The 26,644-nt window shown below is 68.2% G+C and carries 23 protein-coding genes; 7 read left to right on the forward strand and 16 right to left on the reverse strand.

Annotated elements, in window-relative coordinates; all coding sequences use genetic code 11:
* Positions 1-71 precede the first annotated feature (71 nt).
* The 6 genes from BLS81_RS11805 to ahcY all read right to left on the reverse strand — a co-directional run bounded on the left by BLS81_RS11805 (position 72) and on the right by ahcY (position 9,436).
* A complete protein-coding gene (locus BLS81_RS11805) occupies positions 72-833 on the reverse strand; it encodes a nucleotidyltransferase family protein (protein WP_093224087.1) in 762 nt (253 codons plus the stop codon).
* Positions 830-1,798 carry an aminoglycoside phosphotransferase family protein gene (locus BLS81_RS11810; protein ID WP_176787154.1) on the reverse strand — a complete coding sequence of 323 codons (969 nt, stop codon included), beginning with the start codon at positions 1,796-1,798 and terminating at the stop codon, positions 830-832. Before BLS81_RS11810 ends, BLS81_RS11805 begins: the two co-directional genes overlap by 4 nt.
* Complete coding sequence (tsaE, locus tag BLS81_RS11815) at positions 1,795-2,241, reverse strand: tRNA (adenosine(37)-N6)-threonylcarbamoyltransferase complex ATPase subunit type 1 TsaE (RefSeq protein ID WP_093224091.1); 447 nt, start codon at positions 2,239-2,241, stop codon at positions 1,795-1,797. Before tsaE ends, BLS81_RS11810 begins: the two co-directional genes overlap by 4 nt.
* Positions 2,238-4,586, reverse strand: coding sequence for a sensor histidine kinase (locus BLS81_RS11820; RefSeq protein ID WP_093224093.1), 2,349 nt, complete (start codon positions 4,584-4,586; stop codon positions 2,238-2,240). The genes tsaE and BLS81_RS11820 overlap by 4 nt, the downstream gene beginning before the upstream one ends.
* Positions 4,587-4,767: 181 nt before the next feature.
* Positions 4,768-7,710: a TonB-dependent receptor domain-containing protein gene (locus BLS81_RS11825; RefSeq protein ID WP_256326207.1), complete on the reverse strand. Its 2,943-nt coding sequence runs from the start codon at positions 7,708-7,710 to the stop codon at positions 4,768-4,770.
* Positions 7,711-8,017: 307 nt separating this feature from the next.
* Entirely contained in the window at positions 8,018-9,436 is a 1,419-nt protein-coding gene (gene ahcY, locus BLS81_RS11830; protein WP_093224097.1) for an adenosylhomocysteinase, read from the reverse strand.
* A gap of 249 nt (positions 9,437-9,685) precedes the next feature.
* On the opposite strand from ahcY, the gene BLS81_RS21105 reads away from it, so the two are divergent.
* Genes BLS81_RS21105 through BLS81_RS11850 form a run of 4 tightly spaced genes read left to right on the forward strand, consistent with a single transcriptional unit; the run spans position 9,686 to position 13,250 of the window.
* Positions 9,686-10,141, forward strand: coding sequence for a carboxymuconolactone decarboxylase family protein (locus BLS81_RS21105; RefSeq protein ID WP_093224099.1), 456 nt, complete (start codon positions 9,686-9,688; stop codon positions 10,139-10,141).
* Positions 10,142-10,176: 35 nt separating this feature from the next.
* Positions 10,177-10,992: a sigma-70 family RNA polymerase sigma factor gene (locus BLS81_RS11840; protein ID WP_371128281.1), complete on the forward strand. Its 816-nt coding sequence runs from the start codon at positions 10,177-10,179 to the stop codon at positions 10,990-10,992.
* 48 nt (positions 10,993-11,040) lie between these two features.
* The gene (locus tag BLS81_RS11845; protein ID WP_093224103.1) at positions 11,041-12,027 is read left to right on the forward strand and encodes an aspartate carbamoyltransferase catalytic subunit; all 987 of its coding nucleotides are present in this window, start codon (positions 11,041-11,043) and stop codon (positions 12,025-12,027) included.
* Entirely contained in the window at positions 12,024-13,250 is a 1,227-nt protein-coding gene (locus tag BLS81_RS11850; protein ID WP_093224105.1) for a dihydroorotase, read from the forward strand. Before BLS81_RS11845 ends, BLS81_RS11850 begins: the two co-directional genes overlap by 4 nt.
* 149 nt (positions 13,251-13,399) lie before the next feature.
* Here the strand turns inward: BLS81_RS11850 and BLS81_RS11855 are convergent, their stop codons facing one another.
* From BLS81_RS11855 to BLS81_RS11885, 7 genes are all read right to left on the reverse strand, one after another.
* A complete protein-coding gene (locus BLS81_RS11855) occupies positions 13,400-14,182 on the reverse strand; it encodes a class II aldolase/adducin family protein (RefSeq protein WP_093224107.1) in 783 nt (260 codons plus the stop codon).
* 18 nt (positions 14,183-14,200) lie between these two features.
* Positions 14,201-15,139 (reverse strand): ABC transporter substrate-binding protein, encoded by a 939-nt coding sequence (locus BLS81_RS11860; protein ID WP_093224276.1) that lies wholly within the window; start codon positions 15,137-15,139, stop codon positions 14,201-14,203.
* A 130-nt stretch (positions 15,140-15,269) separates the two neighbouring features.
* Positions 15,270-16,358 carry an LLM class flavin-dependent oxidoreductase gene (locus BLS81_RS11865; protein ID WP_093224109.1) on the reverse strand — a complete coding sequence of 363 codons (1,089 nt, stop codon included), beginning with the start codon at positions 16,356-16,358 and terminating at the stop codon, positions 15,270-15,272.
* Positions 16,359-16,381: 23 nt separating this feature from the next.
* Complete coding sequence (locus BLS81_RS11870; protein WP_093224111.1) at positions 16,382-17,617, reverse strand: rhodanese-like domain-containing protein; 1,236 nt, start codon at positions 17,615-17,617, stop codon at positions 16,382-16,384.
* Positions 17,614-18,222 carry a cysteine dioxygenase family protein gene (locus tag BLS81_RS11875; protein WP_093224113.1) on the reverse strand — a complete coding sequence of 203 codons (609 nt, stop codon included), beginning with the start codon at positions 18,220-18,222 and terminating at the stop codon, positions 17,614-17,616. The genes BLS81_RS11870 and BLS81_RS11875 overlap by 4 nt, the downstream gene beginning before the upstream one ends.
* Positions 18,219-19,001: an ABC transporter ATP-binding protein gene (locus BLS81_RS11880; protein WP_093224115.1), complete on the reverse strand. Its 783-nt coding sequence runs from the start codon at positions 18,999-19,001 to the stop codon at positions 18,219-18,221. The genes BLS81_RS11875 and BLS81_RS11880 overlap by 4 nt, the downstream gene beginning before the upstream one ends.
* Entirely contained in the window at positions 19,001-19,816 is an 816-nt protein-coding gene (locus tag BLS81_RS11885) for an ABC transporter permease (protein WP_093224116.1), read from the reverse strand. Before BLS81_RS11885 ends, BLS81_RS11880 begins: the two co-directional genes overlap by 1 nt.
* A 259-nt stretch (positions 19,817-20,075) precedes the next feature.
* On the opposite strand from BLS81_RS11885, the gene BLS81_RS11890 reads away from it, so the two are divergent.
* Complete coding sequence (locus tag BLS81_RS11890) at positions 20,076-20,915, forward strand: LysR substrate-binding domain-containing protein (RefSeq protein ID WP_093224118.1); 840 nt, start codon at positions 20,076-20,078, stop codon at positions 20,913-20,915.
* A gap of 107 nt (positions 20,916-21,022) precedes the next feature.
* Positions 21,023-21,685 (forward strand): peroxiredoxin-like family protein, encoded by a 663-nt coding sequence (locus tag BLS81_RS11895; protein ID WP_093224119.1) that lies wholly within the window; start codon positions 21,023-21,025, stop codon positions 21,683-21,685.
* Between the two features lie 60 nt (positions 21,686-21,745).
* Here the strand turns inward: BLS81_RS11895 and BLS81_RS11900 are convergent, their stop codons facing one another.
* Genes BLS81_RS11900 through BLS81_RS11910 form a run of 3 tightly spaced genes read right to left on the reverse strand, consistent with a single transcriptional unit; the run spans position 21,746 to position 24,937 of the window.
* On the reverse strand, positions 21,746-22,699 hold the full coding sequence (locus BLS81_RS11900; RefSeq protein ID WP_093224121.1) for an NAD(P)-dependent oxidoreductase: 954 nt from the start codon (positions 22,697-22,699) through the stop codon (positions 21,746-21,748).
* The gene (locus BLS81_RS11905; protein ID WP_093224122.1) at positions 22,696-23,865 is read right to left on the reverse strand and encodes an acyl-CoA dehydrogenase family protein; all 1,170 of its coding nucleotides are present in this window, start codon (positions 23,863-23,865) and stop codon (positions 22,696-22,698) included. Before BLS81_RS11905 ends, BLS81_RS11900 begins: the two co-directional genes overlap by 4 nt.
* A 1-nt stretch (position 23,866) precedes the next feature.
* A complete protein-coding gene (locus BLS81_RS11910; RefSeq protein ID WP_256326209.1) occupies positions 23,867-24,937 on the reverse strand; it encodes an ABC transporter substrate-binding protein in 1,071 nt (356 codons plus the stop codon).
* A gap of 182 nt (positions 24,938-25,119) precedes the next feature.
* On the opposite strand from BLS81_RS11910, the gene BLS81_RS11915 reads away from it, so the two are divergent.
* Positions 25,120-26,469 (forward strand): FAD/NAD(P)-binding protein, encoded by a 1,350-nt coding sequence (locus BLS81_RS11915; RefSeq protein ID WP_093224124.1) that lies wholly within the window; start codon positions 25,120-25,122, stop codon positions 26,467-26,469.
* Positions 26,470-26,644 lie beyond the last annotated feature (175 nt).

Raw genomic sequence — 26,644 nt, forward strand, 5'->3', positions numbered from 1 at the left:
ATATCGACCGCCCCTCCGTTCGTCCCGAACGACGTCGAGGGACGAACGGAGGGGAGAGCAGCCGATCGGCGTCAGCCATCGGCGAGGATCGCCTCGGTCTTGCCGATTGCGCCGGGCGAACCGACGTCGAACCACAGCCCCTGGTGGACCATGCCATAAGCGCGCCCGGCGTCGATCGCGCGCTCCCAGAACAGCCGCGTCGAGAACGGCCCCTCGGGCCAGTCGCGGATCACGCGCGGCGACAGGATCTGCACGCCGGTATAGACGAACGGCGCGGGCTTGCCGGGCGTGCGCCATCCGGTGATGCGGCCGTCCGCCGCCAGCCGGAAGTCCCCCATCCCGACATGGTTGTTGGCGCGCGCCAGCGGCACCATCAGCAGCAGCGCGTCCATCCGCGCGTCGTCCCACTGCGCCGCGAGCAGGCGGATCGCATCGGTCGGGCCGTCGATCCACAGATTGTCGCTGTTGACCACCACGAACGGCGCGTCGCCGATCAGCGCGCGCGCCTGGACGATGCCCCCGCCCGTCTCCATCAACCGGCCGCGCTCGTCCGACACGACGATCTCGATGCCCTTCACCCGGTTGCGCAGATGCGCCTCGAGCGCGTCGGCGAGGTAATGCACGTTGACGATCGCGCGCTTGACGCCGGCCGAGCGCAGCCGGTCGAGCGCATGGTCGATCAGCGGCTTCCCCGCGACTTCGATCAGCGGCTTGGGCCGCGTCGCGGTGAGTGGGCGCATCCGCTTGCCCAGCCCCGCCGCCATCACCATCGCGGTCTCGGGCACGTGCGCATCCGGGACGGGCCGCAGCGCGAGCGTCTTCTTGGCGGTCATGCCTGTGCCACCTGCATCGGATCGCCGCGCAGCGCGGGCGGAATATTGGCATCGAACCACGCCGCAACGGGCGCGAGATCGGGATGCGCCAGATCGCGTTCGAGATAGCCCCACACGCGCGGGCACAGCGCCGCGTAGCGCGGCTTGCCGTCGCGTCGCCACAACCGCGTGAAGATGCCGATGATCTTGGCGTTGCGCTGCGCGCCGAGCACGCGATAGGCGGTGTCGAACGCGTCGCCCGCGCCGGTTTCGGCATGGTAGCGCGCGAGCATCGCGGTCTCGATCTCCACCGGCACGTCGCGCCGCGCGTCCTGGAGCAGCGAGACCAGATCATAGGCCGGGTGGCCGGCGAGCGCGTCCTGGAAATCGAGCAGGCCGAGGCTGCCGTCTTCGAGCAGCATCAGATTCTCGGCGTGATAATCGCGCAGCACCGTCACGCGGGGGCCGTCGAGCGCCGCTTCGAACACGGCGTCCCAGGCGGCGGTATAGCCGGCATGGTCCACCGCGATGCCGACCGCCGGGCAATACCATTCGGGGAGAAGATCGACCTCACGGTGGAGCACGGCGCGATCATAGGGCGGCACGTCCCCCGCCGCGTGCTTGTGCAGCGCGACCAGGATGTCGATCGCCGCGGCGTAGAGCGCCGCCTCGCGCGCCGGCTCGGCATCGGCGGTCTCGCGCAGCCGGTCGTCGCCGAAATCCTCGATCAGCACGAGACCATGCGCCAGATCGCTGCCGAGGATCGCGGGCGCGCGAAAGCCGCGCTCGGCGAGCCAGCTCGCGATGGCGATGAACGGGCGCGGATCTTCCTGCGGCGGCGGCGCGTCCATCAGCACGGCACGGCGATCGGGCGCGACGACGCGGAAATAGCGGCGGAACGAAGCGTCGCCCGCGAGCGGCAGGATCTCGGCATCGCCCCAGCCAAGCGCGCTGAGGAAATCGCGCGCTTGCGCGGGCGGAATCATGGAAAGGGCCATCGCGCCTTCCATGCCGCCGGCACCTGCGCTGTCAAGCGGCGGCCGCCATCGGGGGTGAATTCGATCGCGAGCGCCAGCGCCTCGGGCCATGCGCCGGGCGCGCGATCGGGCCATTCGACGATCAGCAATGAATCCGCCGCCGCCTCGTCGAGCCCCAATTCCGCGATCTCCTCGGGGTCTTCGATGCGGTAGAGATCGACGTGCAGCACCGGCAGGGCGGTTTCCGGCGGCGCATAGGGCTGGACGATCGCGAAGCTCGGCGACGGCGCCTCGCCCTCGAGGCCGAGCGCGGCGAGCAGCCCGCGCGCGATGCTGGTCTTGCCCGCGCCGAGCGAACCGGTCAGCGTGATGACGTCGCCGGGGCGCACCAGCGCGGCGAGGCGCGCGCCGAACGCCGCGCTCGCCGCTTCGTCGGGGAGCGCGATCGTCATCGGTTTCGCGGCAACAGCACGGTGATCGCGGTGCCGGCGCCCGGCTCCGATAACAGTTCGATCGTCCCGCCATGCGCCTCGACGAACTGCTTGGCGAGCGGCAATCCCAGCCCCAGCGCGCGCTCGCCGTCGCGGGTCACGCCGGGCTGCGCGAACCGGTCGAACGCGCGCGCCACGTCCTGCGGGCTCATCCCCGCGCCGTCGTCCGAGACGACGATCCGCGCCGCGCTCGAATCGCCGTCGACGTGGAGCAGGATGCGGCCACCCGGCGGCGTCCCGGCGACGGCGTGGCGGAGCAGATGCTCGATCACCTGGCGAATGCGCCTGCTATCGCCGCGCACGATCCCGGCGGAGGGCATCACCTCGACCACGAACTCCAGCTTGCGCCGATCGGCCAACGGCGCGACCGCGCGCGCGGCACCACGCGCGAGCGGTACCAGATCCACCTCCTCGCGGACGGCCGCCGGCTCGGGCTCGTCGCTCTGCGTGAGATCGAGCACGTCGTCGACCAGCGCGCCGAGCCGCTGCACCGATTCGAGGATCGCATCGACATAGCTCGCGGCCGTGTCGTTGAGCTTGCCGCCATAGCCCGCGCTCAGCATCTCGGCGAAGCCGCTGATCGAGGTGAGCGGGGTGCGCAGTTCGTAGCTCATATTGGCGACGAACGAGGTCTTGACCCGGTCGGCCGCCTCCAGCGCCTCGTTGCGGTCGCGAAGCGCCGTCTCGATGCGCCGCCGGTCGGTGGTGTCGAGCATCGTGAACAGGCCGTTGCCGTCGGGCAGCGGCACCGCGGCGAACTCGAAATAGCGCCCGTCGGCGAAGCGCACCTGCCCGCCGCGCTGCTGCCGCTCGACCGTGGCGGCGCGCACCAGGTCTCCGATCAGCGCCGCGCGGTCGGGATTGGCGAGCCTCGGCGCGGCCTTCTCGGCGAGCGCATCGACGCGCGGATGCGTCGCCAGGAACGCCTCGTCGAGATCCCACAACATGCGGAACTTGTTGTTCCACAATTGCAGCCGGCCATCGGCGGCGAACACGCCGAGCGCCTCGAACAGATTCTCGAACGTCGCGGTGCGCACCCGCAGCAGCGTGTCGAGCCCGCTCGCGAGCTGGACCTGTTCGGTGCGGTCCTCGAAGATCAGCAGCAGCCCGCCATCGGGCAGCGGCTGCGCGACGACACGCAGATGCACGCCGCCGGGCAGATGCCATTGCTCCTCGATCACCCCGCCGGTCGCGACGAACCAGCCGCGCCGCTCCGCCTTCCAGCCGGGAAAATCCCGCACTTCGGGCAGGCGGTTGCGTTCGCGCATATGTTCCAGCACGCGATCGAACTCGGGCGAGTCGGCGAGCCACTCGCTTTCGATGCCGAAGATGCGCTGGAACGGCTGGTTGAAGAAGGTCAGCGCGCGGTCCGCGCCGAATTGCGCGACCCCGGCCGAAAGCCGGTCGAGCGTCGCGCGTTCGGTCTCGCCGAGCCGCTTGATCGCCGCGCGCGCCTGTTCGAGATCCTCGATATCGACCGCGAAGCCCGCGACCCCGCCATCGGGCATCGGCACGTCATAGACGCGCAGCATCCGCCGCTCGCCCTTGATGGTCGCGGGCATCGCCTTGACCTGCAACCGGTTGGTGTCACGCGCCGCGACCGCCCCCGCGAGCGGGCCGCCCCGCCCGCCGCCTTCGAGCAGTTCCAGACCGCGCGCCACCGCGTCCTCCGGGTCGGCGGCATCGACCGCGTCGGCATAATGGCTGTTGACCATCGCCAGCCGCATGTCCGCGCCGCGATACCACATCGGCATCGGCGCGGCCTGGATCAGCCCGGTGAGCACGTCGAACGCGCGGTGCGCGGCGGCGACCTCGTCGCTCAGCCGCTCGATCTCGGCGAGCGTCTCGGTCGCATCGAACACCCAGAGCACCACGCCGCCGGGCGCGCGAAGCTCGCTCGCCGCCTTGGCGCCACGGATCATCAGCGTACGCGACGCGCCGATCGCCCGCACCGAGCGGCTGAACGGACGCCCCGATTTTTGCGTCGCCGCGATCTCGGCGGCGAGCGCATCGGCATCACGCGCCGACAATCCGCCAGCCTCCCCCGCGAGATCGGCGAGATAGCGCGGCGGCGCGGTTAGGCCCAGCCAGTCACCGAATTGCTCGGGCGCATCGACCCGCCCGTCCGCACGCACGATCACCGCCAGCGCGGGGGAGGCTTGGAGAAGCGCTGTGAGCGAGCCGTTCTCCGCCACCGCCGCCGCCGCGTTCCGCTGCGCCAGCAACCCGCGATACAGGGCATAGATCGCCCCCATCAGCACAAGCGCGACGATCGCGCCCGCCATCAGGGGCTGCGCGGTGCTCATCACCGCGATGACTTGTCAAAAGGTCGACGCGGACATCGCATCAGCATTCCATATAGCGGCGCGAGGCGAATGGAAGAGCTTCGCGGCATTCGCGCCGACGTGAGATCGCCGGTCTCACACCAAAAAGGCCCGGCGACGGCCGGGCCTTTCCTTGACGGGCCAGCGTGCGAAGCGCCTCGCCTCAGAGCTTGACCGAGGCGCCGATATACATGAACCGACCGATGTTGTCGTAAACGCTTTGACCAAGACTGGTGCCGAGAATGCCGTAAGGCGGCTTCTTGTCGGTCAGATTGTCGACGCCACCGTAGAAGCGGAACGTCTTGTTGACATCCACGGTCGCACGGATCGCGTGATAGAACACCGAAGGATAATATTCGACATCGGCATAATAGGGATCGAGCGGCGCAACCCCGTAGGTCTCGTGTTGCGATTCCCAATCCGTGATCGACTGACGACCGATATAGCGAAGCTGATAGCCGAGCGTGAAGTTGCTATGCTTGTAGTCCGCCGAGAAGGTGAACTTGTAGATGGGATCGCCAAGCTCACCCTTCACCCGGTCCGGCTGGCTGGTATTGTCGAGGTACGGATAATCGGTCCGCGTATCGACATACGTCCCGACGAAGCGGAGCGCGACCTTGTTCGAACCGCCGAAACTGCGGTTGTACGCAAGATCCACGTCGATGCCGCGTGCGTCCAGCGCCGCGAAGTTGACGACGCTCTGCAGCAACGCGGGCCGCGCGAATAGGCCATTGGCCTGGCGCGGGTTGATGAGTTTGCAGAACTGGTTGTCGAGCGACGGGCCATCATAACATGCGTCGAGGATGGTCTGCGCGTCCACCGGGTTGATGACGTTGCTGATCTTCACATCATACCAATCGACGGTCAACGACAGGCCCGGCACGTAGCGCGGCTGGAAGATCGCGCCGACGGTCCAGCTCCGCGACTCTTCCGCCGTCAGATTGGGGTTGCCTCCCGACAGATACTCGGTGCTGCCCGCGCGTGCCACGTCATTGACGAAGTTCGCCGGCACGCCTGCCGCCGCGCAGTTCGCCGCACGGGTCGCCTTGCCCTTGTTGATGAAGTTCGCGTCGCAGGGATCGTTGAGCAGATCGAAGTTCTGCGAGTTGGACGAATAGAGATCACCAAGCGACGGCGCGCGGACCGACTTCGAATAGTTCACCCGGAATTTCACGTCACGAATCGGCGCATAGATCGCGCCCGCATTGTAGGCGAAGACCGTTCCCGTCGATCCCTTATAGTCCGCGACCCGGCCCGCGCCGTTGATGGTCAGTTCGTGAACGAACGGCAGATCCTTGAGCAGCGGCAGTTCGAGTTCGCCATAAGCCTCCTTCACCTCGAACGACGGCGGGTTGAAGTCGGCGATGGCGTTGAAGAACGTGTCGCCGCCCTTGATGACATCGTCATAGGCCTGGAACGCCGTCTCACGACGATATTCGCCGCCGATCGCGAACCGCACCGGGCCGCCGGGCAGCTCGAACAGTTGCGAACTGTCGCCGACGAGGTTGGCGTTGACATCGAATTCGGTCGCCTTCGCACGACTGGTCGAGGTCGTGTTGATGTAGTTCAGCGCTGCCTGGCTCGGCGCGCCATTCCCGAACAGGTTGATCGGGACGCAAGCCGCGTCGGTGACCGTGACCTGATTGACGCGGCAGACGATCTGCCCCGCGCCGTTGCGCACCGCGTCCGCCGCCTTCTGGAAGCGGGATTCGATGCGGTTGTTGTAGAACCGCGAGTTGCTGTGGAACTCGCCGTAATTGACCGAGACGTCGTATTTCCAGTCGGTGTTGAACGTCCCCTCGAAGCCGGCGACGATGCGGTAGGTGTCGCGACGATCGAATTCATCACGCGTGCCCAGGTCGTTATTGTTGCGATTGAGCCGGAAAAACTCGGACCCGGCCGGCAGCGCCGCGCGGATCGTCGCGGCGGCACCGGGTTGCAGATAGGCGTTGTCGAAGAAGATCGGCACGCCCGAACCGAGATAGGTGCTGGGATCAGCGTCCGGACCGCCCTGCTCGCCGCCCTGCCCGAAGGTTGGCTGACCCTGGCTGAACGCTTCGACGCGGACGAACTTCGCCTCGAAGAACGGCTTGAACCCCTCCGACACATCGAAATGCCCAAGCACATTGGCGACATAGCGCTTCAGCGAAGGATCGAGCGTGCCGCGATCGTTGAGCGTCGCGCCGCTGCCGCCCTGGTTGTTGTTCGACCCCGCCGGCCGGAAGTCCGTGCCGTAATTATATTCGTACAGCGAGCCATTGGGATTGAACCCGTAGATGCGCGGATATCCGTTCGGAAGGCAGCCGGCAGGCGCGCCGCCGCCGCACGAGCGTACGCCGGAGCCGTTATAGGCGATGAAATTGCCGCCATTGTCATAGCCGTAGCTGCGCACGCCGGTCAGGAAACGCCGGTCCGGGATGGTGTTGTCCAGACCCGGATTATCGACCAACTGGAACTGGTTGCGACCCGAGAAAGCGCCGGTCAGATCGTCGCGGTCGGCATATGTCACCATATCCGAATTGTTGTATTCGAGGTTGACGGCGATGTTGCCCCGGCCATCCGCGAAATTCTTGCCGAACGTGCCCGACAGCCGCTGCGTACCGCGTCCGCCGCGTGAACTGATCCCGGTCTGGGCGTTGAGCGAAGCGCCGTCGAAGTTCCGCTTGAGCACGAAGTTGACGACGCCGGCCATCGCATCCGAGCCGTAAACGGCTGAACTGCCGCCCGTCACGATGTCGATGCGATCCACCAGGTCCGTCGGGATGGTGTTGACGTCCACGAGGAAGTCACCCGCCGACGACGTGATATGCCGTCGGCCGTTGACGAGCACGAGCGTACGAACCACGCCGAGGCCGCGCAGATCGAGGAAGTTGACGCCCGACGTCCCGATATACTGCGTCGAGTTCGACTGGCTGTAGGTCGAACGCAGCGACGGCATCGTGTTGAGAACGTCGCCGAGCACGATCGATCCCGTGCGGGTCACATCGGCGGCGGTCAGCGTTGTCACGGGGATCGGCGAGTCGAGCGTCGGCCGCGCGATGCGCGATCCGGTCACGACGATATCGGTAGGCGCTTCGTCGGCCGGCGCCGCGACACGCGGGTTCACATCTGTGCCCACAGCCGGGACAGGCTCGGAGGAGGTTTGCGCGAACGCTGGGCCGGAGGCCCCCGCAAGCGTCAGAGCGATGGCCGAAACGCTTAAAGCGAGACGATCACGACGGAAAAGGAACGCCGGCATTGGAAACCCCTGTTAATGAACCCCGGAAGCCCCCTCCCGATCATCATGACAATCCATTCACGAACGCGATGCAACCCGTCGGAAAAGATTGTGTCATTCTGTTGTAATGTTGCAACAAAAAGGGCGCCCCCGCCGGCAAGCGGGGGCGCCCCTAGAACGCTTCAATGCGTTCCGATCAGTACCGGTAATGATCCGGCTTGAACGGCCCCTCGACCGGCACGCCGATATAATCGGCCTGCTTCTGGCTGAGCTTGGTCATCTTCACGCCGAGCTTTTCGAGGTGCAGCGCCGCGACTTTCTCGTCGAGGTGCTTGGGCAGGACGTACACGTCGTTCTTGTAGTTCTCGGCCTTGGTGAACAGCTCGATCTGCGCGAGCGTCTGGTTGGTGAAGCTCGCCGACATCACGAACGACGGGTGGCCGGTCGCGTTGCCGAGGTTCACGAGGCGGCCCTTCGACAGCACGATGATCTGCTTGCCATCGGGAAACTCGACGAGATCGACCTGCGGCTTCACCTCGGTCCACTTGTAGTTCGACAGTGCCGAAATCTGAATCTCGCTATCGAAATGGCCGATGTTGCAGACGATCGCCATGTTCTTCATCGCCTTCATGTGATCGGCGGTGATGACGTCGGCATTGCCGGTGGCGGTGACGAAGATGTCCGAGCGGGTGACCGCCTCTTCCATCGTCACGACCTCGAAGCCTTCCATCGCCGCCTGCAGCGCGCAGATCGGGTCGACTTCGGTGACGAGCACGCGCGCGCCGCCGTTGCGCAGCGACTGCGCCGAACCCTTGCCGACGTCACCGAAGCCGGCGACCGTGGCGACCTTGCCGGCGAGCATCACGTCCGTGCCGCGACGGATCGCGTCGACGAGCGATTCCTTGCAGCCGTAGAGGTTGTCGAACTTCGACTTGGTGACGCTGTCGTTCACGTTGATCGCCGGGAACGGCAGCTCGCCCTTCTTCGAGATCGCGTAGAGGCGGTGGACGCCGGTGGTGGTCTCTTCCGACACGCCCTTGATGTTCTTGACGGTCTCGGTGAGGTAGCCGGGCTTCTTGGCGATGAACGCCTTCAGCGCGCGCTGCATCTCGACCTCTTCCTCATTCTCCGGCTCGGGCATGGTCTGGCCGGCTTCGAGCTTGGCGCCCCACAGCGCGAACATCGTCGCGTCGCCGCCATCGTCGAGGATCATGTTGCAGGTCTGGCCGTTGCCATCGACGTCCCAGTCGAAGATCGAACCGACATAGTCCCAATAGTCCGCGAGGCTCTCGCCCTTGATCGCGAACACCGGCACGCCGGTCGCGGCGATCGCGGCGGCGGCATGGTCCTGCGTCGAGAAGATGTTGCAGGTCGCCCAGCGAACGTCGGCGCCCAGCGCGGTCAGCGTCTCGATCAGCACGGCGGTCTGGATCGTCATGTGCAGCGAACCGGTGATGCGCGCGCCTTTCAGCGGCTGCGACGCGCCGAACTCGCTGCGCAGCGCCATCAGGCCGGGCATTTCGGTCTCGGCGATGTTGATTTCGGCGCGGCCGTAATCGGCGAGGCTGATGTCGGCGACGACATAGTCGTTCTTGCGGTCGAGTACGGTGGCCACGTGAGAAATCTCCGGTTTACGCGGTTGGATGGGGCGCGCTCTAGCGCGGGATCGGCTGCGGATCAAATATAAAGATGTCTTTATATGCCCTGTTCGGTTCCCCCGCGAAAGCGGGGGTCCAGAGCCGCAGGCGGTGTTGTCCGTGGTTCTGGACCCCCGCTTCCGCGGGGGAACTGAAAAGTTCGCGCGCCATGTCACATCCACGCACGCTGCCTCGTCAGGTCAGCACAACCCCGAAGGAGCCTGACGATGACCACCCGCGTGAACTATCTCGCCGCCGCCCCCGAGTTGATGAAGGCGTGGTTCGCCTTCTCCGTCCAGGTCGCCGAAAGCGGCCTCGAAAAGCCGTTGCTCGAACTGGTCAAGATCCGCGCCTCGCAGATCAACGGCTGCGCCAACTGCCTCAACATGCACACCTATGAAGCGCGTCAGGCCGGCGAGACCGAGCAGCGCATCGCGCTGATCGCGGCATGGCACGACGCGCCGGTGTTCACGGATCGGGAGCGCGCCGCGCTCGACTGGACCGATCATCTGACGCAGATTGCCACCGAGCGCGCGCCCGACCATGTCTATGCCGCGCTCGCCGCGCAGTTCAGCAAGGAGGAACAGGTGAAGCTGACAATGGCGATCACCGTCATCAACGCCTGGAACCGGATCGCGATCGGCTTCGACATGTTCGATCCGAGCTACGGCTGGAAAGCGTGAGCGCCAGCGCCGCCGCGTTCGACGCGCAGCGGCCGATGCTGCTGCGCGTCGCCTACCGCATGCTCGGCTCGGTCGCCGATGCCGAGGATGTGGTGCAGGACGCCTGGCTACGCTGGACGGCGGCCGATCGCGGCGACGTCGCCGTGCCCGCCGCCTTCCTGCGCCGCACGGTGACGCGGCTGTGCCTCGATCACCTCAAATCGGCGCGGGCACGGCGCGAAGACTATGTCGGCCAATGGCTGCCCGAGCCGATCGTCGAGGATGCGCCCGAGGACGATGTGACGCTGCCGCTGATGCTCGCGCTCGAACGGCTGTCGCCGCTAGAACGCGCCGCCTTCCTGCTCCACGACGTGTTCGGCGAAAGCTTCGAGGATATCGCCGGCGCGCTCGGCCGCGACGCCGCCGCCTGCCGGCAACTCGCCGCGCGGGCACGCGCGCACGTCCGCAGCGAACGGCCGCGCTACCCGGTCGAGCGCGCGCACGGGCTCGAGATCGCGCGCGCCTTCTTCGCGGCGGCGCGCGGCGGCGAGATCGGTGCGCTCGGCGCACTGCTCGCCGACGATGTGGCGATGTATTCGGACGGCGGCGGCAAACGCCCGGCGGTGGCGCGAGTCCTTCATGGCGCCGACGAGATCACCCGCACCCACGCGGCGCTGGCGAAGCTCGCGCGCGGCCGCTCGGCCGAGTTGCTGCGTTACACCCTGGTCAACGGCCTGCCCGGCTTCGTCACGCGCGAAGCCGACGGCATCTTGCAGACCACCGCGCTGCTGATCGAGCATGGGCGCGTCAAGGCGATCTACGTGATGCGCAACCCCGACAAGCTCCGCCATCTCGCGCATCTCGACGCTTGACGCACACCGCTTGCGCCCCTGCCCCGCCCCGGCTAGGCGACAGCTTTAATGTCACCCTCCGATCATCGCCCCGCTTCGCAGATCGCCGGAAGCGCCGTCTTCCCGCATCGGCACCTCACCGGCATCGACGGCCTTCAGCCGCACGAGATCATGTTCCTGCTCGACGAGGCGGAACACTGGGTCGAAACCAACCGCAATCGCACCAAAAGCGACAAGCGGCTGGAAGGTCTCACCCAGATCAACGCCTTTTTCGAGAACAGCACGCGCACGTTGCTGAGCTTCGAGATCGCCGGCAAGCGGCTCGGTGCCGACGTGGTCAACATGCATGCCGCGCAGTCGAGCGTGAAGAAGGGCGAGACGCTGATCGACACCGCGATGACGCTCAACGCGATGCGCGCCGATGTGATCGTCATCCGCCATATGTCCTCGGGCGCGGTGCGGCTGATCGCGGGCAAGGTTGATTGCCCGGTGCTCAACGCCGGTGACGGGCAGCACGAGCATCCGACTCAGGCGCTGCTCGACGCGCTGACGATCCGGCGGCGGCGCGGGCATATCGCCGGGCAGACCGTGGTGATTTGCGGCGACATCCTGCACAGCCGCGTCGCGCGATCGAACATCCTCGCGCTGACCGCGCTCGCCGCGCGCGTGCGGGTCTGCGCGCCCTCGACGCTGATGCCGGTCGATATCGAGAAGATGGGCGTCACCGCCTTCACCGATTTCGATGAAGCGCTGGCGGGCGCGGACGTGGTGATGATGCTTCGCCTTCAGAACGAGCGCATGTCGGGCGGGTTCATCCCGTCGAACAGCGAGTTCCATTTGCGCTACGGCCTCACCCCCGCGCGGCTGGCACGCGTACCGGAGGCGCTGGTGATGCATCCGGGGCCGATGAACCGTGGCGTCGAGATCGATTCGGCGGTGGCCGACCATCCCGGGCAATCAGCTATCACCGAACAGGTCGAAATGGGGGTGGCGGTGCGCATGGCCTGCCTTGATGTGTTGACGCGGCGTGCGCGCGGCGTGGAGGGCTGGGCATGAACCGCACTTTAGCACTGCTCAACGCCACGCTCGTCTGCCCGGTCGCGGGCGTCAGCAAGGGTGGTGTGCTGGTCGCGGGCGACCGCATCGCCGCGACCGGTCTGTTCGAAGTGCCCGAGGGCGCCGAGCGGATCGATTGCAAGGGCAAGCTGCTCGCCCCCGCGATCGTCGATCTCGGCGTGTTCGCGATCGATCTGCCGGCGTTCCATGCGGGTGGGATCGTGCGCGTCGGGCTGATGCCCGATCAGTCGCCGGTGCTCGACAACCCCGGCCTGGTCCAGCGCGCCGCGCTGATCGGCCGGCCCGATCTGTGGATTCACCCGATCGCCGCCGCGACGCGCGGCCTCGCCGGCAAGGATCTCGCCGAAATGGCGATCAACCGTGAGGCGGGCGCGCGCGCGGTCGGCACCGGCGCGCGCTGGATCGCCGACTCGGGCGTCATGCGCAAGGTGCTCGCTTATGCCGGCGACCTCGGCCTGACGGTGATCGCGCACGCCGAGGATGCCGGCGTCGCCGGCGCGGCGGTCGCGACGGCGGGCGAGACCGCGACGCGGATGGGCCTGCCCGCCGCGCCCGCCATCGCCGAGCCCCTCGCGATCGCACGCGACCTGATGCTGGCCGAGGATACCGGCGCGGCGCTCCACATTCGCCAGGTGACCACCGCCGCCGGGTTCGATCTCGTCCGCGCCGCCAAGCGGCGCGGCGTGCGCGTAACCTGCGGAATCACCCCCGCCCACCTGTTCCTCTCCGACATCGCGATGAGCGATTTCCGCACCTTCGCGCGCCTCTCGCCCCCCTTGCGCGCCGAGAGCGACCGCCGGGCGGCGCTGGCGGCGGTGCAAGACGGCACGATCGACGTGCTGTGCTCGGGCCACGAACCGCGCGGCCCCGAGGCCAAGCGCCTGCCCTTCGCCGATTCGGACGCCGGTATGGCCGGCGCGGAGACCTTGCTCGCGCTCGCGCTCGGGCTGGTGCGCGACGAACTGGTGACGATCGACCGGCTGTTCGCGCTGCTCGCGCTCAATCCTGCCAAGCTGCTCGGCGTGCCGACGGGCATGCTCACCCCCGGCGCCCCCGCCGACGTGCTGCTGCTCGACGAACATGCGCCGTGGCAGATCGAGTCGGACCGGCTGGTCGCCAAGGCGGGCAACACCCCGTTCGACGGGCTGCCCGTTCAGGGCAAGGTGCTACGGCTGTTCAAGGGCGGCGCGACGCTGGTCTGAGCTCAATCTCCGTTCGTGCCGAGTGGCGGCCGAGTAGCCCGCAGGGCGTATCGAGGTCGCGTATCGAGGCATAGGTGACCTGTGCTTCGATACGAGCTCTCGATACGGCTTCGCCTACTCGATCTCTACTCGGCACGAACGGGGAGACTTCAAGCGTCGAAGCCCGGCGACAGCCGCTCTGCCTTGCGCAACGACGCCGCCCAGACCAGTTCGGCGGTCGAGCGTTCGCCCTGGAGCGGGTTGCGCGGGCGCGCCATCTGGCGCCGCACCTCGTCCTGCGCGGCTTGCGGCGCGATCAGCACATGGTCGCGGCCGATGCTGAGCGTGCGGACCTGCGCGGTGCAGGCGGTCTCCAACTGATGGATGTTGGTCCACGCCTCGCCCGGTGACGCGCCGAGCGCGAGCGTGCCGTGGTTGCGCAACACCATCAGCTTGGTCTCGCCGAGATCGGCGACCAGCCGCTCGCGCTCGTCGAGGTTGAGCGCGACACCTTCATAATCGTGATAGCTCAGCCGCGGGATGATCGCGAGCGCGCGCTGATTGAGCGGCAGCAGCCCCTCGGCATGCGCCGACACCGCCATCCCGTCGGGGCTGTGGAAATGCGCGATGAACAAGGCATCCTCGCGCGCGCCGTGGATCGCGGAGTGAATGACGTAGCCCGCATAGTTGATGCCATAGTCGTTCGGCTCGATCAGATTGCCGTCGAGGTCGATCTTGACGAGGCTCGACGCGGTGATCTCGTCGAACCCCGGGCCGTAAGGGTTGATGAGGAAATGATGCTCCGGCCCCGGCACCCGCGCGGAGATATGGGTGAAGATCAGATCATCCCAGCCGTTGATCGCCGCGAGCCGGTAGAAAGCGGCGAGATCGACTCGCGTGCGCCATTCCGCTTCGCTCCAGCGCGTGCGCGTTTCCTGGAAAGCCGTTGCCATGATGAACCTCCTTGTGGATCAATTGGCGGCGAGCGACTGGAACAGCCCCTTGCCGACATTGGTATCGAACGCCTCGCCGATCGGGCGCTTGGCCGTGATGAGACCGGCAGCCTCGAACCGTTTGGCGATGACGCGCTCATGTTCGACGATGCCGCCGTCGATCGGCACCGAGATGCGGTTGTTGCGATCGAAGCTCGCGCGCGCAATGTCGAGCGGCAGCCCGGTCTCGCGCGCGAGCACCTGCGCGAACGCATCGGGATGCGCGCGCGCCCAATCAAGCGCCTTGGCCTCGCGCTGAAGGAAATCACGCATCAACGCCGCCTTGGGCGCGATCGCGGCGGCATGCGCAACCTCGAAGCTGACCGGCAATTCGTAATCGCGCGCATCGACGACGGTCCGCGCACCTTCCTTGATCGCGACGCTGATATAGGGCGGCCAGATCGCCCAGGCGTCGACCGTACCATTGTCGAACGCGGCCTTTGCGTCGGCGGGCGCAAGGAACGTCACCTTGACGTGATCGGCCGGGATCTTCGCGCGTTCGAGCGCTTGGAGCAGGATGTGATGCCCGATCGAACCGCGCGTGGTCGTCACGGTCTTGCCGACCAGATCGCCGACCGAGCGGATCGGCGACCCCTTCCGCACGATCACGCCGAGCGCGTCGCGCGGGTTGCCGGCGGTCGCCAGCGCCCCCACCGCCTTCACCGGCGCGCCGCTCTGATAGGCGAAGATGAACGGCGCGTCGCCGGCCAGCCCAAGGTCGGCCGCCCCCCCTCCGACTGCCTCCATCAGCGGCTGGGCGGCCGGGAATTCGGACCATTCAATGCGATACGGCGCATCCTTGAGCACGCCCGCCGCCTCCATCATCGCGCGCGTCGAGCCCTTCTGGTTGGCGACGCGCAGGACGGCGGTGTCGGGACTGCCGCTACATGCCGCCAGCGTGAACAGTGCGAGTAACATCGCGAACACCCCACCACCGTTCGCCCTGAGCTTGTCGAAGGGCGTGCCAAGCGGGGTTCGGCGCGTTTGGCGCACGTGCTTCGACAAGCTCAGCACGAACGAATGGAGAGGGCCGGTGTTGAAAGCCATCTTAGCCCGCAAGCGCCAGGCTGAGCTTCTCGCGCTCGGCGACCTTGCGGCGCACCAGCGGCAACAGCTCGCGCCCATAATCGATCGCGTCGCCGAGCGGATCGAAGCCGCGAATCAGGAAATGGTCGATGCCGATGTCCCAATATTCGAGCATGCCGTCCGCGACCTGTTCGGGCGTGCCGACCAGCCCGGTGCTGTTTCCCGCCGCCCCGGTCAGTTGCGCGACTCCCGTCCACAACCGCGTGTCGCGGCGGGTCGCGCTTGCGGTGTCGAGCAGCCGCAGCGATCCCGCGTTGGGCGGACGGTGGCCGCTGATCGGCAGGCCCGCCGCTTCGCGGTTGGCGCGGACCTGTTCGACGATGGCGTCGGCCTTCTTCCACGCCGCTTCCTCGGTATCGGCGATCACCGGGCGCAGCGATAGCGAGAAGCCGGGACGGCGGCCATAGCGCGCCGCCGATGCGCGCACCCGGCGCACCGTCTCACCGACCTGCTCGAGCGTCTCACCCCAGAGTGCGTAAACGTCGGCGTGGCGGCCCGCGACCTCGATCGCCTCGTCCGAGGATCCGCCGAAGAACACCGGCAGATTGTCGGGCTTGATCGCGCTGAACGCCTGCCGCACTTCGTAGAAGCGGCCCGAATGGTCGAACGGCTTGGCCGCCGTCCATTCGTTGCGCAGGACGGTCAGATATTCGTCGGTGCGCGTGTAGCGCTCGGCCTTGTGCGTGCCAGTATCGCCGTCGCGCGCCATCTCCTCATCGGCGCCGCCAGTGATGATGTGGACCGCGACCCGCCCGCCCGAAAGCTGGTCGAGCGTGGCGAGCTGGCGCGCGGCCACGGTCGGCTGCGTGAAACCCGGCCGGTGCGCGACCAGGAAGCCGAGCGTGGTGGTGATCGCGGCGGCATGCGCGGCGACGATCTGGCTTTCCGGGCTGTTCGAGCCGAACGGGATCAGCACGCGATCGAACCCGCCCGCCTCCTGCGCTTTCGCCGCCGCCTCGACATAGTCCTTGTCGAGCACGCGGCTGCGCACCGCTTCCTGCGTTTCGGAGCCGTTGTTGAACCCGATGTAACCGATGAACTTTACGCTCATGGAATGTCTCCTCTGGAGAAATGTCAGATGACGTAGAAGCCGTGCGTGCCGTCGTTCTGGAGCTGCGCGACGAGGCCATATTCCCAGTCGAGATAGGCCTGCATCGCCGCCTGCTTGTTGTCGGTGCCCTCATAGGGGCGCTTGTAGCGGCCCTCCGGCCCGCGCGGCTCCGGCGCCCCGTCGGTGCCGGTTTCGAGCGTACCGGTGAAGTCGGCGTCGAGCACGAACACGTCCCAGCCGAGCTGCGCCAGCCACGACGCGGTCATGTCGGCGCGCGGGCCGAGATCGTCGGAGAGCACGATGCGCGCGCCGCGCACCGGCGCGTAATGGTCGGTCTCCTGCACGAGCTGCCCGCCCTGCGCGTTGCGGAAACCCGGCAGATGCCCGTTGGCGAAGACATCGGGCTGGCGCACGTCGTACAGGTAGAGCGTGCGCGTGGTGTCGGCCTTGAGCACTTCCAGATCGGCCCAGGTCAGCCGCTTGACGCCGGCGCGGTACGCGACGCTGCGCGCGGTGGCACGGGCCTCCTCGGCGCTTTCGCCAGCGGGCTCGGGGGCGGTCCGCGCCTGGCCGGTCTCGAGCGACTGGCCGGCGAGCGTCCAGCCGATCGTGCCGTTGCGCAGCGCGAACACCTTGTTGGGCAGTTTCGCGTTGATGAGAGATTGCGCGCCGATGATGCTACGCGTCCGCCCCGCGCAATTGACGATGATCGTCGTGTCGGGGTCGGGCGCGGCGGCGCGCGCGCGCAGCACCAGCTCGGCGCCGGGCGAACTCTGGCCGCCGGGGATGCTCATCGTGTGATATTCGTCGTAACGGCGCGCATCGAGGATCGCGATGTCGGCCTTCTCGGTGATGAGCGCCTGCACCTCCTCGGCGGGAAGCGAGGGGGTATGGCGGTTGTGCTCGACGAGCTCGCCGAACGCCTTGGAATAGCTGTTGACGTCCTCGAACAGTTCGTAGCCGGCCTCGCGCCACCCGGCGAGCCCGCCTTCGAGCCGCCGCACGTCGGTGAAGCCGAGCGCCTGGAACGCGGTGACGGCGTCGGCGGCCAGCCCCTCGCCATCATCATACACGACCACCAAGGTATCGAGACGGGGGATGCGCCAGCGCGCCTCCACCGCGATCCGCCGTAGCGGGATCTGCGCCGCGAACAGTGGATGGCCGAGCGCGAATGCCGCTTCCTCGCGCACGTCGATCAGCGCGATCTCGTCGCCGGCGAGCAGCGCGCGGCGGATGTCCTGCGGGGTGATATTGGTCATGAACGATCCCAGATGTTGGGGAGTACGGTGTTGGCGTATCCCGAGATGAAGCGTTTGGGGGTGCCGTCGGTGGCATAGGTGGCGCGTTCGACCACGCCGATGTTGCCGCCATAGACGTGGATGCTGACCGAGGGGCCGTCGTCGCGGCCGTTGGCGACGCGGTGGATATCGCCGATGTCGGGGCCGACCGCCTCGACCTTGCCGGCCTCGAGCAGAACCGCGTCACCCGCCGGCACGACCGCGCCGTCCTCAAGGCGAACATAGCGTTGCACCCGCTCGGCGCCGCGCAGCACGCCGACCAGCCCCCAGACGCGGTGGTCGTGGACCGGCGTTGCCTGCCCCGGCCCCCAGACGAAGCTGACCACGCTGAAGCGTTCGCGGCTGTCGCAGTGGAGCAGATATTGCTGGTAGCGCTCGGGGCTCGGCACCGCGAACGCAGCGGGCAGCCAGTCGTCGCGCGCGATCAGCCGCGCGAGCAGCGCCGATCCGGTCGCGAGCACCTCATGCTGGTGGCGGCTGATGTCGATCAGCTCGGCGAGCCGGGTCACGAAATCGCGTAGCGGCGCGGTATCGGACGCCGCCGTGATCGGGCTGATCGCGTTCACGCGCGCACGCGGGCGAGATGGACGACGCCCTCCTCCGCCACCGGCCCGCGCTCGACGCCGAGATGCCCGAGCAACGTGTCCCGCAGGCTCCGCGCGAGTCCGGTCCGGTCGCCGCGCTCGGCGGTGATCCGTTCCTCGGCGACGATGCGGCCGCCGTCGAGCACCAGCACGCGATCGGCGAGCGCGATCGCCTCATCGACGTCATGCGTCACCAGCAGCACCGCCGGGCGGTGCGCGCGCCACAGCGACAGCACCAGATCGTGCATGCGGATGCGGGTGAGCGCATCGAGCGCGGCGAACGGCTCGTCGAGCAACAGCAACTGCGGCTCGCGGACCAGCGCGCGCGCCAGCGCGACGCGCTGCGCCTCGCCACCCGACAGCGTCAGCGGCCAGGCGTCGAGCCGGTGGCCGAGCCCGACCTCGTGCAGCGCGCGTTCGGCGCGTTCGCGGATCGTGCCGCCCTTCAGCCCCAGCGCGACGTTGCGCCACACGGTCTTCCACGGCAGCAGCCGCGCGTCCTGGAACACCACCGCCCGCGCCGAGGGCACCGACACGTCCTGTCCGCGCACCTCGTCCATGCCGGCGAGCGTGCGCAACAGCGTGGTCTTGCCCGACCCCGACCGGCCGAGGAGCGCGATGAACTCGCCCGGTGCGATCTCCAGGTCGAGACAATCGATGATCGTGTTGGCGCCGAAGCGCCGGGTGAAGTTGCGCAGCCGCACGGCGGGGGCCGGCGCATCCGCCGTCTTGGCGAGCAGGAAGCCTCGGGCGACGTCCATCAGTTTTGCTCCACGATGCTGGGGCGCCATGCCAGGGCGCGGGTTTCGACGGCGCGCACGATCCAGTCGGCGCCCAGGCCGAGCAGCGCGTAGACCATCAGGCAGACGACGATGATGTCGGTGCGCATGAAATCGCGCGCGTTGTTGATGAGATAGCCAAGCCCGGCCGAGGCGTTGATCTGCTCGGCGATGACCAGCACGATGATCGCCACCGACAGCGAGAAGCGCAGCCCCACCAGCAGCGAAGGCAAAGCCGCGGGCAAGATGACGTGCTGGATCAATTCGATCCGGCTGAGGCCGAAGCTGCGCGCCGCGTCGATCAGCCGCGGATCGACCGCGCGGATGCCGCTGTACAGGTTGAGATAGACCGGGAACACCGTGGCGAAGGCGATCAGCGCGATCTTGGTGGTCTCGCCAATGCCGAACCACACGATGAACAGCGGCGACAGCGCTACCACCGGGATGGTGCGCTTGATCTGCATGAGCGGATCGACCGTGATCTCCCCCGATCGCGACAGCCCGGCGACCAGCGCGAGCACGACCCCGACGCCGATCCCGATCGACAGCCCGATCGCCGCGCGCCCGAACGACACCAGCAGGTTGCTCGGCAACTCGCCCGAGGCGATCATCGCGAACAGCGCACCGAGCACGGCGGACGGCGCGGCGAGCGTGCGTTCGGGGATCAGCCCAGTGCGCGAGCCGAGTTCCCACAGCAGCAGCAGCACGAGCGGCGAGAGCCAGCGCCCGAGCAGCCGGGCCGGAAATCTGAACGATAAAGCGTGCCGGCGCGGGGCACTCAGGGCATAAGCGGTCATGTCTGGCCGTCCCAAAGGTCTGGAGGCCCGAGGCAACAGCAGAATGCCTAGTGGTTCAATCGAGTTTACCGAGGGTACGTATAAGCATCGCTCATACATCCTACGAACCTGGTTTTTACAATCACTTATATCGCTTCACAGCACTCTGGCGCCGGGCAAAGAATAAGTTTGCACCGCTCAATGCATAGTACATTGGTAGGGGTTCGTTCCTGATGGATACTCGGCGCGGCGAGCCGCCGATCACCGATGAAGGACACCCATGCCCGTCAACCTGCCGACGACCTTGCTGCGCAGCTTCGTGGCGATCGTGGATTCGGGCTCGATGCTCAACGCCTCGGAACAGGTGTTCGTCACGCAATCGGCGCTCAGCCTCCAGATCAAGCGGCTCGAGGAGTTGCTGCAACAGGCGCTGTTCGTGCGCGAGGGGCGGCGGCTGACGCTCACCCCGGCGGGCGACATGATGCTCGATTATGCGCGGCGCGTGCTCGATCTGCACGACGAGGCGATCGCGGCGATCAACACCGGTCGGTTCGCCGGTCCGGCGCGGGTCGGGATGGTGCAGGATTTCGCCGAAAGTCTGCTCACCGGGCTGCTCGCGCGCTTCTCCGAACTGCACCCCGACGCGCAGATCTACGCGCGCGTGGCCGGCACCGCCGAACTGCAGGGGCTGCTCGAACGCCGCCAGCTCGATATCGTGCTCGGCTTCGCGGCGGGCGGCGATCCGACCGCGATCACCACCGCGCCGATGAGCTGGTACGGCGACGCCGATCTGGCGCGGCGCAACGTCATCCCGCTCGCGGTGCTGGAGCCGCCGTGCCGCTTCCGCGAAGCCGCGATCCGCGCGCTGGAAGAGGCTGGCCGCCCGTATCGGATCACCGTCGAGACCCCCAACCTCACCACGCTGCGCTCGGCGGTGTCGGCGGGGCTTGGCCTCACCTGCCGCACGCATCTGTTCCTGCGCGACGTCGCGCCGGTCGCGCCGCTCCCCCTCCCCGATCTGCCGCGCGTCGCCTGTATCCTCCAGACCGCCGAAACGCTCGACGGCGCCACCCAGCGCCTCGCCGATCTCGCGCGCGAGACCGTGCTGGCGCTGGGATAACCGCAGGAACGGAAAATATTGGGAATCCTCATCGGTCGCGCGCGGCTTCTCGTTGGCCGCGCGCGCGCTGGGCTCGCTAGGCTTCGGGCAATGAGGAGGCACGACCGATGAGCGAAACCTTGAAGGCGGCCTATGCCGCATTGCAGGCCGAGCGTGAGCGCGACTGGGCACCCGAGCAACTCCGTGCGAACGCCGCGACGCGGGCGGCGCTGGTCCGGGACTATGATCCGCGCCATCACGCGCAGGTCGGCGAACTGGTCGACGATTTCACGCTGACCGCCGAGGACGGCACCGCGATCCGCCGCGACGATCTGATCGCGCACGGGCCGGCGGTGCTGATCTTCTATCGGTTCGGCGGCTGCCCGGCCTGCAACGTCGCGCTGCCCCGCTACGACCGCAGCCTCTCGCCCGTGCTGTCGCGCGCCGGTATCCCGCTGGTCGCGGTCAGCCCGCAGGCGCCGGTCGATCCGGCGCTGCGCGCGCGGCACGGGTTGAGCCTCACGCTCGCCTCCGATCCGAACAACACGCTCGGCGACTGGCTCGGCATCACCTTCGCGCCCGAAGACACACCGGCGATCGCCCCCGGCCAGAGCTGGATCGGCGCGATCACCGGCACCGGCACCTGGGTGCTCCCGCAACCGACCGTCCTGATCCTCGATCGCGCCGCGCAGGTGCGCTTCATCGCGGTCAGCCCGGACTGGATGGATCGGCCCGAACCCGAGGCGATCCTGGCGGCGTTACCGGAGGCGGGCATAGCGGCGGCTGCCTAATCCACCGTTCGTGCTGAGCTTGGCGCAGCACGAACGGCGATTTCAACACGCCGGTCGGCCTCAATATCCCCGTACCGGATCGACGATATCGCTTGGCGCCTCCCCGCGCGCGAAGCGGTCGAGATCGTCGGCGACCTTCTCGCTCAGCCGGTGGCGGACCAGCAGATAGTTGGACGACACATGCGGCGTCAGCCGCACGCGCGGATGCGTGTAGAGCGCATGGCCATCGGGCAGCGGCTCGGGTTCGGTCACGTCCAGCGTCGCGAAATCGAGCCGCCCCGAATCGAGCGCGGCGACCAGCGCCTCCTGATCGATCACCGATCCGCGCGCGACGTTGATGAGGTGCGCGCCCGGCTTCGCGCGCGCGAACATCCGCGCGTCGAACAGCCCGCGCGTCGCTAGCGTCGCCGGCACCGCGATGACGATATGATCGGACTCGGCGACGACGCTTTCCACGCTGTCGAGCAAGGCCACGCCAGCAACCTCAGCCGGCCCGCTACCGCGCCGCACCGCCACCACGCGCGCGCCGAGCGCGATCGCACGCCGCGCCACCGCGCCGCCGATCGCGCCGAGCCCGACGATCCCGATCGTGCTGCCGCCGACCCGCCCGAGCATCGCCGGCCGCCAGTCGGCGCGCGCATGAACCGTCACCGCGTCGAGGTTCTTGGCGTGCGCATAGATCGCGGCGATCACATAATCGGCGATCTCGTCCGAGGCGACACCGCGCCCGCAGGTGACGAGCGGCGCGTCGAGCAACCAGGGCGGATAGAAATCGATCCCCGCCGACGCGCTATACACCCAGCGCAGCCGCCCCGGCCACGCCGCCGGGCGCGCGCGGTGCTGGTGGCCGCGCCACGCCGGCGAGGGCCGCACCAGCAGGATATCGGCCTCGCGCGCCGCCTCCCACGGCTCATCCTCGGGCACGGCGATGACGCGCGGGGCGAGCGGATGCGCGGCGAGGCCGGCGTTGAAATCGGCCTCCATCTGGCTGGCGATGACGAGCGGCGCGGTCATAGCGCCAGCGCCGCGCGGCCCGCCGCGGTCAGGATCGTGTCGTTCTGCGGCGAGTGGATGCGGCTGCACAGCACGTCGCGATAATGGCGTTCGAGCGGATTGTTGCGGGTCAGCCCCGGATTGCCGGTCAGCTCGAGCCCGATCTCGACCGCGCGGATCGCGTTGCCGGTCGCCGCCCATTTGACGATGTTGAGCGCGTTAGCGGTGATCGCCGCGCCCGCGTCGACGCTGGCGGCGGCGGTCTCGATCAGCGTGCGGTTGATCTGCAACAGCCCTTCGATCTCGCCGACCTTCTCCTGGAAACGCGGCAGCGTCGCGAGGCTCGCGCCGAGGTTGCTCGGCACGCGGTCGTTCAGATAGCGCACCAGCCAGTCCCGCGCCGCGCGCGCGACGCCGTCGTAGATCGTCGAGATCGACAGCGCGTTCCACGCCGCCTGCGTGATGTCGCCGGGGATCGGCGCCCAGTCCTCCGGCCGCCGCGGATCGACCGCATGCGCGAGCGGCACGGGCGTATCGGCGAAGCGCACCTCATGGCTCACCGTCGCGCGCATGCCGAGATGATCCCACACCGGCACGATCGTGATATTGGGCGAATCCGAGCGAACGAGAAAGTTGCCGACGCGCGGGCTCTCCTCGTCGGTCCTCGCCCAGACCGCGAACCAGTCCAGCCCGGTCGAGCCGGTCGAATAGATCTTCTCGCCGGTGATCGTCCAGCCATCAGCGGTGCGGCGCGCGATCGTCTTGGGCAGCCCGCCCCGCACCGGCGTGCCCAGTTCGGGTTCGACGCGCAAGCCGCCGATCAGCCCGCGCCCGGCGACCGCCTCGCGCGCCAGCCGTTCGTAGAGACCCGCCGGCCACGCGCGCGTCTTCGCGGGGGCGGCGTGATAGCCATAGGTCATGAACAGGATCAGCGCGGTCGAAGGCTCGCCCTTCGCGACCGCGCCGAGCACCGTCAGCGCCTCCGCCAGCCCCGCCCCGCCGCCGCCGAGCGCGCGCGGCACGGTCAGCCCGATCAGCCCTTCACGCGCGAGAAAATCAAAATTCTCGCGCGGGAACACCGCCGCGCGGTCGACCGCGCCGGCGGTCTCGGCGAGCGTGGCGGTGATGTGGTCGAGCCGCTCTGGCGACGGGATCGTCGCGGGCTCGGCGGCGAGGACGCTGGCCATTCTACAATGCCTTTTCGATGATGGGATTGAAGCGGTCGTCCCACAGCGCGCGGACATCGACCTTGCCCTGCACCTGCCCCGCCTTGGCGAAGACGCGCGCGACCTCCTCCTGCGAGGCGATCGCCGCCTCGGTGACCGGGCGCAATTCGTAAACCGCGCTCCGGCGCGCGAACTGGTCGCGCACATAGGCCACTGGCACGCCGATATCCTCGGCGATGATGCCGGCCCATTGGTCCTGATGCGTGGCGGCCCATGCGTACGCGCGGCGCAGCAGCGTCAGATATTCGCCGATGATCTTGACCCTGGCCGGATCGGCGAGCGCATCGACATGCGCCGAGACGATGTAATTGCCCGAGAGGAAGCCGAGCGCGGTCTTGAGGATGCGCGCGCCCTCGGTCGCGATCGCGCGCTGGATCGGGAAGCCGTAGATCGCCCAAGCATCGACCGATCCGCGCGAGAACGCCGCCGCCCCGTCCGACACGCCGACCGCGACCGGGGTGATGTCGGCCCAGCTCAGGCCTACCGACTCGAGCATCTTGATGAGGAAATATTGGCTCGTCGTCGCCCGCACATAGGCGACGCGCTTGCCCTTGAGATCGGCGAGCGAGCGGATGCGAGCCCCCTTGGGCACCAGCACCACCTGATTGTTGACGTCGCCATGCTGGACCGCGATCTGGCGGAAGCTGTGGATGTTGGACGCGGCGGCGAAGACCGGCGGAATCTCGCTCATCCCGCCGAAATCGAGCGAGCCGCCGTTGAACGCCTCCACCACCTGCTGGCCCGACTGAAACTCGCTATACTCGAGCCGGAAGCCCTCGGGGCGGATCCCGGCGGATTTGAACAGCAGCCGCGCATCGCCTTCGCCGCGCCCGATCACCGCCAGCCGCAGCGTCGGCTCGGCGTTCGCGGTGCCGGCATGGCAGCCGGTGACGACCAGCGCGCCCGCCGTCAGAATCGCCCCGCGCAGCAGCGTGCGGCGATCGATCGCGATGCCGCGCGGCGCGGCGGAATCTGGCTGGAAGGAAATGACGGCACCTCTCGTGACAGGGGATGCGGGCGACGCTATCGGCACCCCGGCGGCGCCATCAAACAAGTAATCCTTGGCCCTTATGAGCCTCGCTCAACCCGAATTCGGGTCGGCCGCCCCGCACGCCCATAAATCCCATCAAATCCGTGGAGATAACACGGATCGCCCGCCCGTCGCCGATCTGCGATAGAGGTCGGAACGACGATTCGGTTTGGCATAAGGTGGGCATGGCGAAGAGCATCGCGATCATCGGCGGCGGTTTCTCGGGCACGCTCGCCGCCATCAACCTGCTCCGCCATTGCGAGTCGCGGCTGGTGCTGATCGAGCGACAGCCGCTCGCCGGCGAGGGGCTCGCCTATGGCGCGGCACACCCGGCGCATCTGCTCAACGTGCGCGCCGCCAACATGAGCGCCTTTCCCGACGACCCGGGCCAATTCCACCGCTGGGTCGCGGCGCAGGCGCCGGGCGGCGATCCCAACCCGTTCGTCCCCCGGCTCCGCTACGGCGACTATCTGCGCGAACTGCTCGATGCCGCGCGCCACGCCGCCGAAGGCCGGCTGGAGATCATCCGCGGCGACGCGGTCGATGTGATCCGCGACGGCGGCACCACGCACGTCGTCCTCGACGATGGCCGCCGGATCGACGTGGATACCGCGATGCTCGCGATCGGCAATCTCCCGCCACATACCCAGCCGGGCACCGCCGGCCTGCCCGAACGTGTGTATGCGCCCGATCCCTGGGCGCCGGGCGCGCTCGACGGGCTGGGCGAGGATGACACCGTGCTCGCGCTCGGCACCGGGCTGACGATGGTCGATGTCGTGCTCGCGCTGCGCGCGCGGGGGTTCGGCGGGCGCATCGTCGCCATGTCGCGGCGCGGGTTGCTGCCGCATCCGCACGCCGCCGCCGCGCCCCCGCCCGATCCGCTCGACGAGCGCCCGCGCGAGACCGGGTCCGCGCTGCTGCGCCGCGTGCGGGCACGCGCCCGCGCGATCGGCTGGCGCGCCGCGATCGACGAGTTGCGCCGCTTCACCCAGGATATGTGGCGCGCGGCGAGCGACCACGAACGCGCGCGCTTCCTCCGCCACCTGCGGCCGTGGTGGGACGTTCACCGCCACCGGCTCGCCCCCGCGGTCGCCGAGGCGCTGGCCGATCTGCGCGAAAGCGGCACGCTCAGCGTCGTCGCGGGCAAGATCGTCGCGACCGCCGCCGACGATGATGGCCTCACCGTCACCTGGCGCCCGCGCGCGAGCGCCGCGCCCGAGACGGTGCGCGTGGCGCGGATGATAAACTGCACCGGCCCGCAGGGCGACCTGCTGCGCGCCGAGGAGCCGCTGCTCCGCAATCTCGTCGCGCGCGGCACGCTGCGCCCCGACGCACTACGCATCGGCATCGACGTCGACGCGCAAAGCCGCACCATCGCCGCCGACGGCACCAGCAACGCCTGGCTGTACGCGCTCGGCCCGATGACACGCGGCGCCTTCTGGGAGATCGTCGCCGTCCCCGACATCCGCGTCCAAAGCTGGTCGGTCGCCCGCCGCCTCGCCAACGCACAGTGGGTCGGCGGCGAAGGGCTGTAGTCCGGCGCACCGCCTCCCGTTCGTGCCGAGCGAAGTCGAGGCGCCGGCGCCTCGGTCCGCCCCTAGACTGCGCTCGGGACGAACGGGGGCGAAGTGCGGCTGGGTAACAGCAAGAGCCCACACCAACCGTTCGTGCCGAGCGCAGTCGAGGCACTGCGAGCCACCGTCCCTCGAC

This window comes from Sphingomonas sp. NFR15, assembly GCF_900103265.1.
Classification (GTDB): domain Bacteria; phylum Pseudomonadota; class Alphaproteobacteria; order Sphingomonadales; family Sphingomonadaceae; genus Sphingomonas; species Sphingomonas pollutisoli.

Bases quoted from the DNA above. Each gene is read 5' to 3' on its own strand.
- BLS81_RS11810 (WP_176787154.1), bottom strand. From the start codon at position 1,798: ATGATTCCGCCCGCGCAAGCGCGCGATTTCCTCAGCGCGCTTGGCTGG.
- BLS81_RS11865 (WP_093224109.1), bottom strand. From the start codon at position 16,358: ATGAGCGTAAAGTTCATCGGTTACATCGGGTTCAACAACGGCTCCGAA.
- BLS81_RS11895 (WP_093224119.1), top strand. From the start codon at position 21,023: ATGAGCGAAACCTTGAAGGCGGCCTATGCCGCATTGCAGGCCGAGCGT.
- BLS81_RS11855 (WP_093224107.1), bottom strand. From the start codon at position 14,182: ATGGCAACGGCTTTCCAGGAAACGCGCACGCGCTGGAGCGAAGCGGAA.
- BLS81_RS11870 (WP_093224111.1), bottom strand. From the start codon at position 17,617: ATGACCAATATCACCCCGCAGGACATCCGCCGCGCGCTGCTCGCCGGC.
- BLS81_RS11840 (WP_371128281.1), top strand. From the start codon at position 10,177: ATGCTGCTGCGCGTCGCCTACCGCATGCTCGGCTCGGTCGCCGATGCC.
- BLS81_RS11885 (WP_093224116.1), bottom strand. From the start codon at position 19,816: ATGACCGCTTATGCCCTGAGTGCCCCGCGCCGGCACGCTTTATCGTTC.
- BLS81_RS21105 (WP_093224099.1), top strand. From the start codon at position 9,686: ATGACCACCCGCGTGAACTATCTCGCCGCCGCCCCCGAGTTGATGAAG.
- BLS81_RS11900 (WP_093224121.1), bottom strand. From the start codon at position 22,699: ATGACCGCGCCGCTCGTCATCGCCAGCCAGATGGAGGCCGATTTCAAC.
- BLS81_RS11915 (WP_093224124.1), top strand. From the start codon at position 25,120: ATGGCGAAGAGCATCGCGATCATCGGCGGCGGTTTCTCGGGCACGCTC.
- BLS81_RS11850 (WP_093224105.1), top strand. From the start codon at position 12,024: ATGAACCGCACTTTAGCACTGCTCAACGCCACGCTCGTCTGCCCGGTC.
- BLS81_RS11890 (WP_093224118.1), top strand. From the start codon at position 20,076: ATGCCCGTCAACCTGCCGACGACCTTGCTGCGCAGCTTCGTGGCGATC.
- BLS81_RS11820 (WP_093224093.1), bottom strand. From the start codon at position 4,586: ATGAGCACCGCGCAGCCCCTGATGGCGGGCGCGATCGTCGCGCTTGTG.
- BLS81_RS11805 (WP_093224087.1), bottom strand. From the start codon at position 833: ATGACCGCCAAGAAGACGCTCGCGCTGCGGCCCGTCCCGGATGCGCAC.
- BLS81_RS11845 (WP_093224103.1), top strand. From the start codon at position 11,041: ATGTCACCCTCCGATCATCGCCCCGCTTCGCAGATCGCCGGAAGCGCC.
- tsaE (WP_093224091.1), bottom strand. From the start codon at position 2,241: ATGACGATCGCGCTCCCCGACGAAGCGGCGAGCGCGGCGTTCGGCGCG.
- BLS81_RS11880 (WP_093224115.1), bottom strand. From the start codon at position 19,001: ATGGACGTCGCCCGAGGCTTCCTGCTCGCCAAGACGGCGGATGCGCCG.
- BLS81_RS11905 (WP_093224122.1), bottom strand. From the start codon at position 23,865: ATGGCCAGCGTCCTCGCCGCCGAGCCCGCGACGATCCCGTCGCCAGAG.
- BLS81_RS11860 (WP_093224276.1), bottom strand. From the start codon at position 15,139: ATGTTACTCGCACTGTTCACGCTGGCGGCATGTAGCGGCAGTCCCGAC.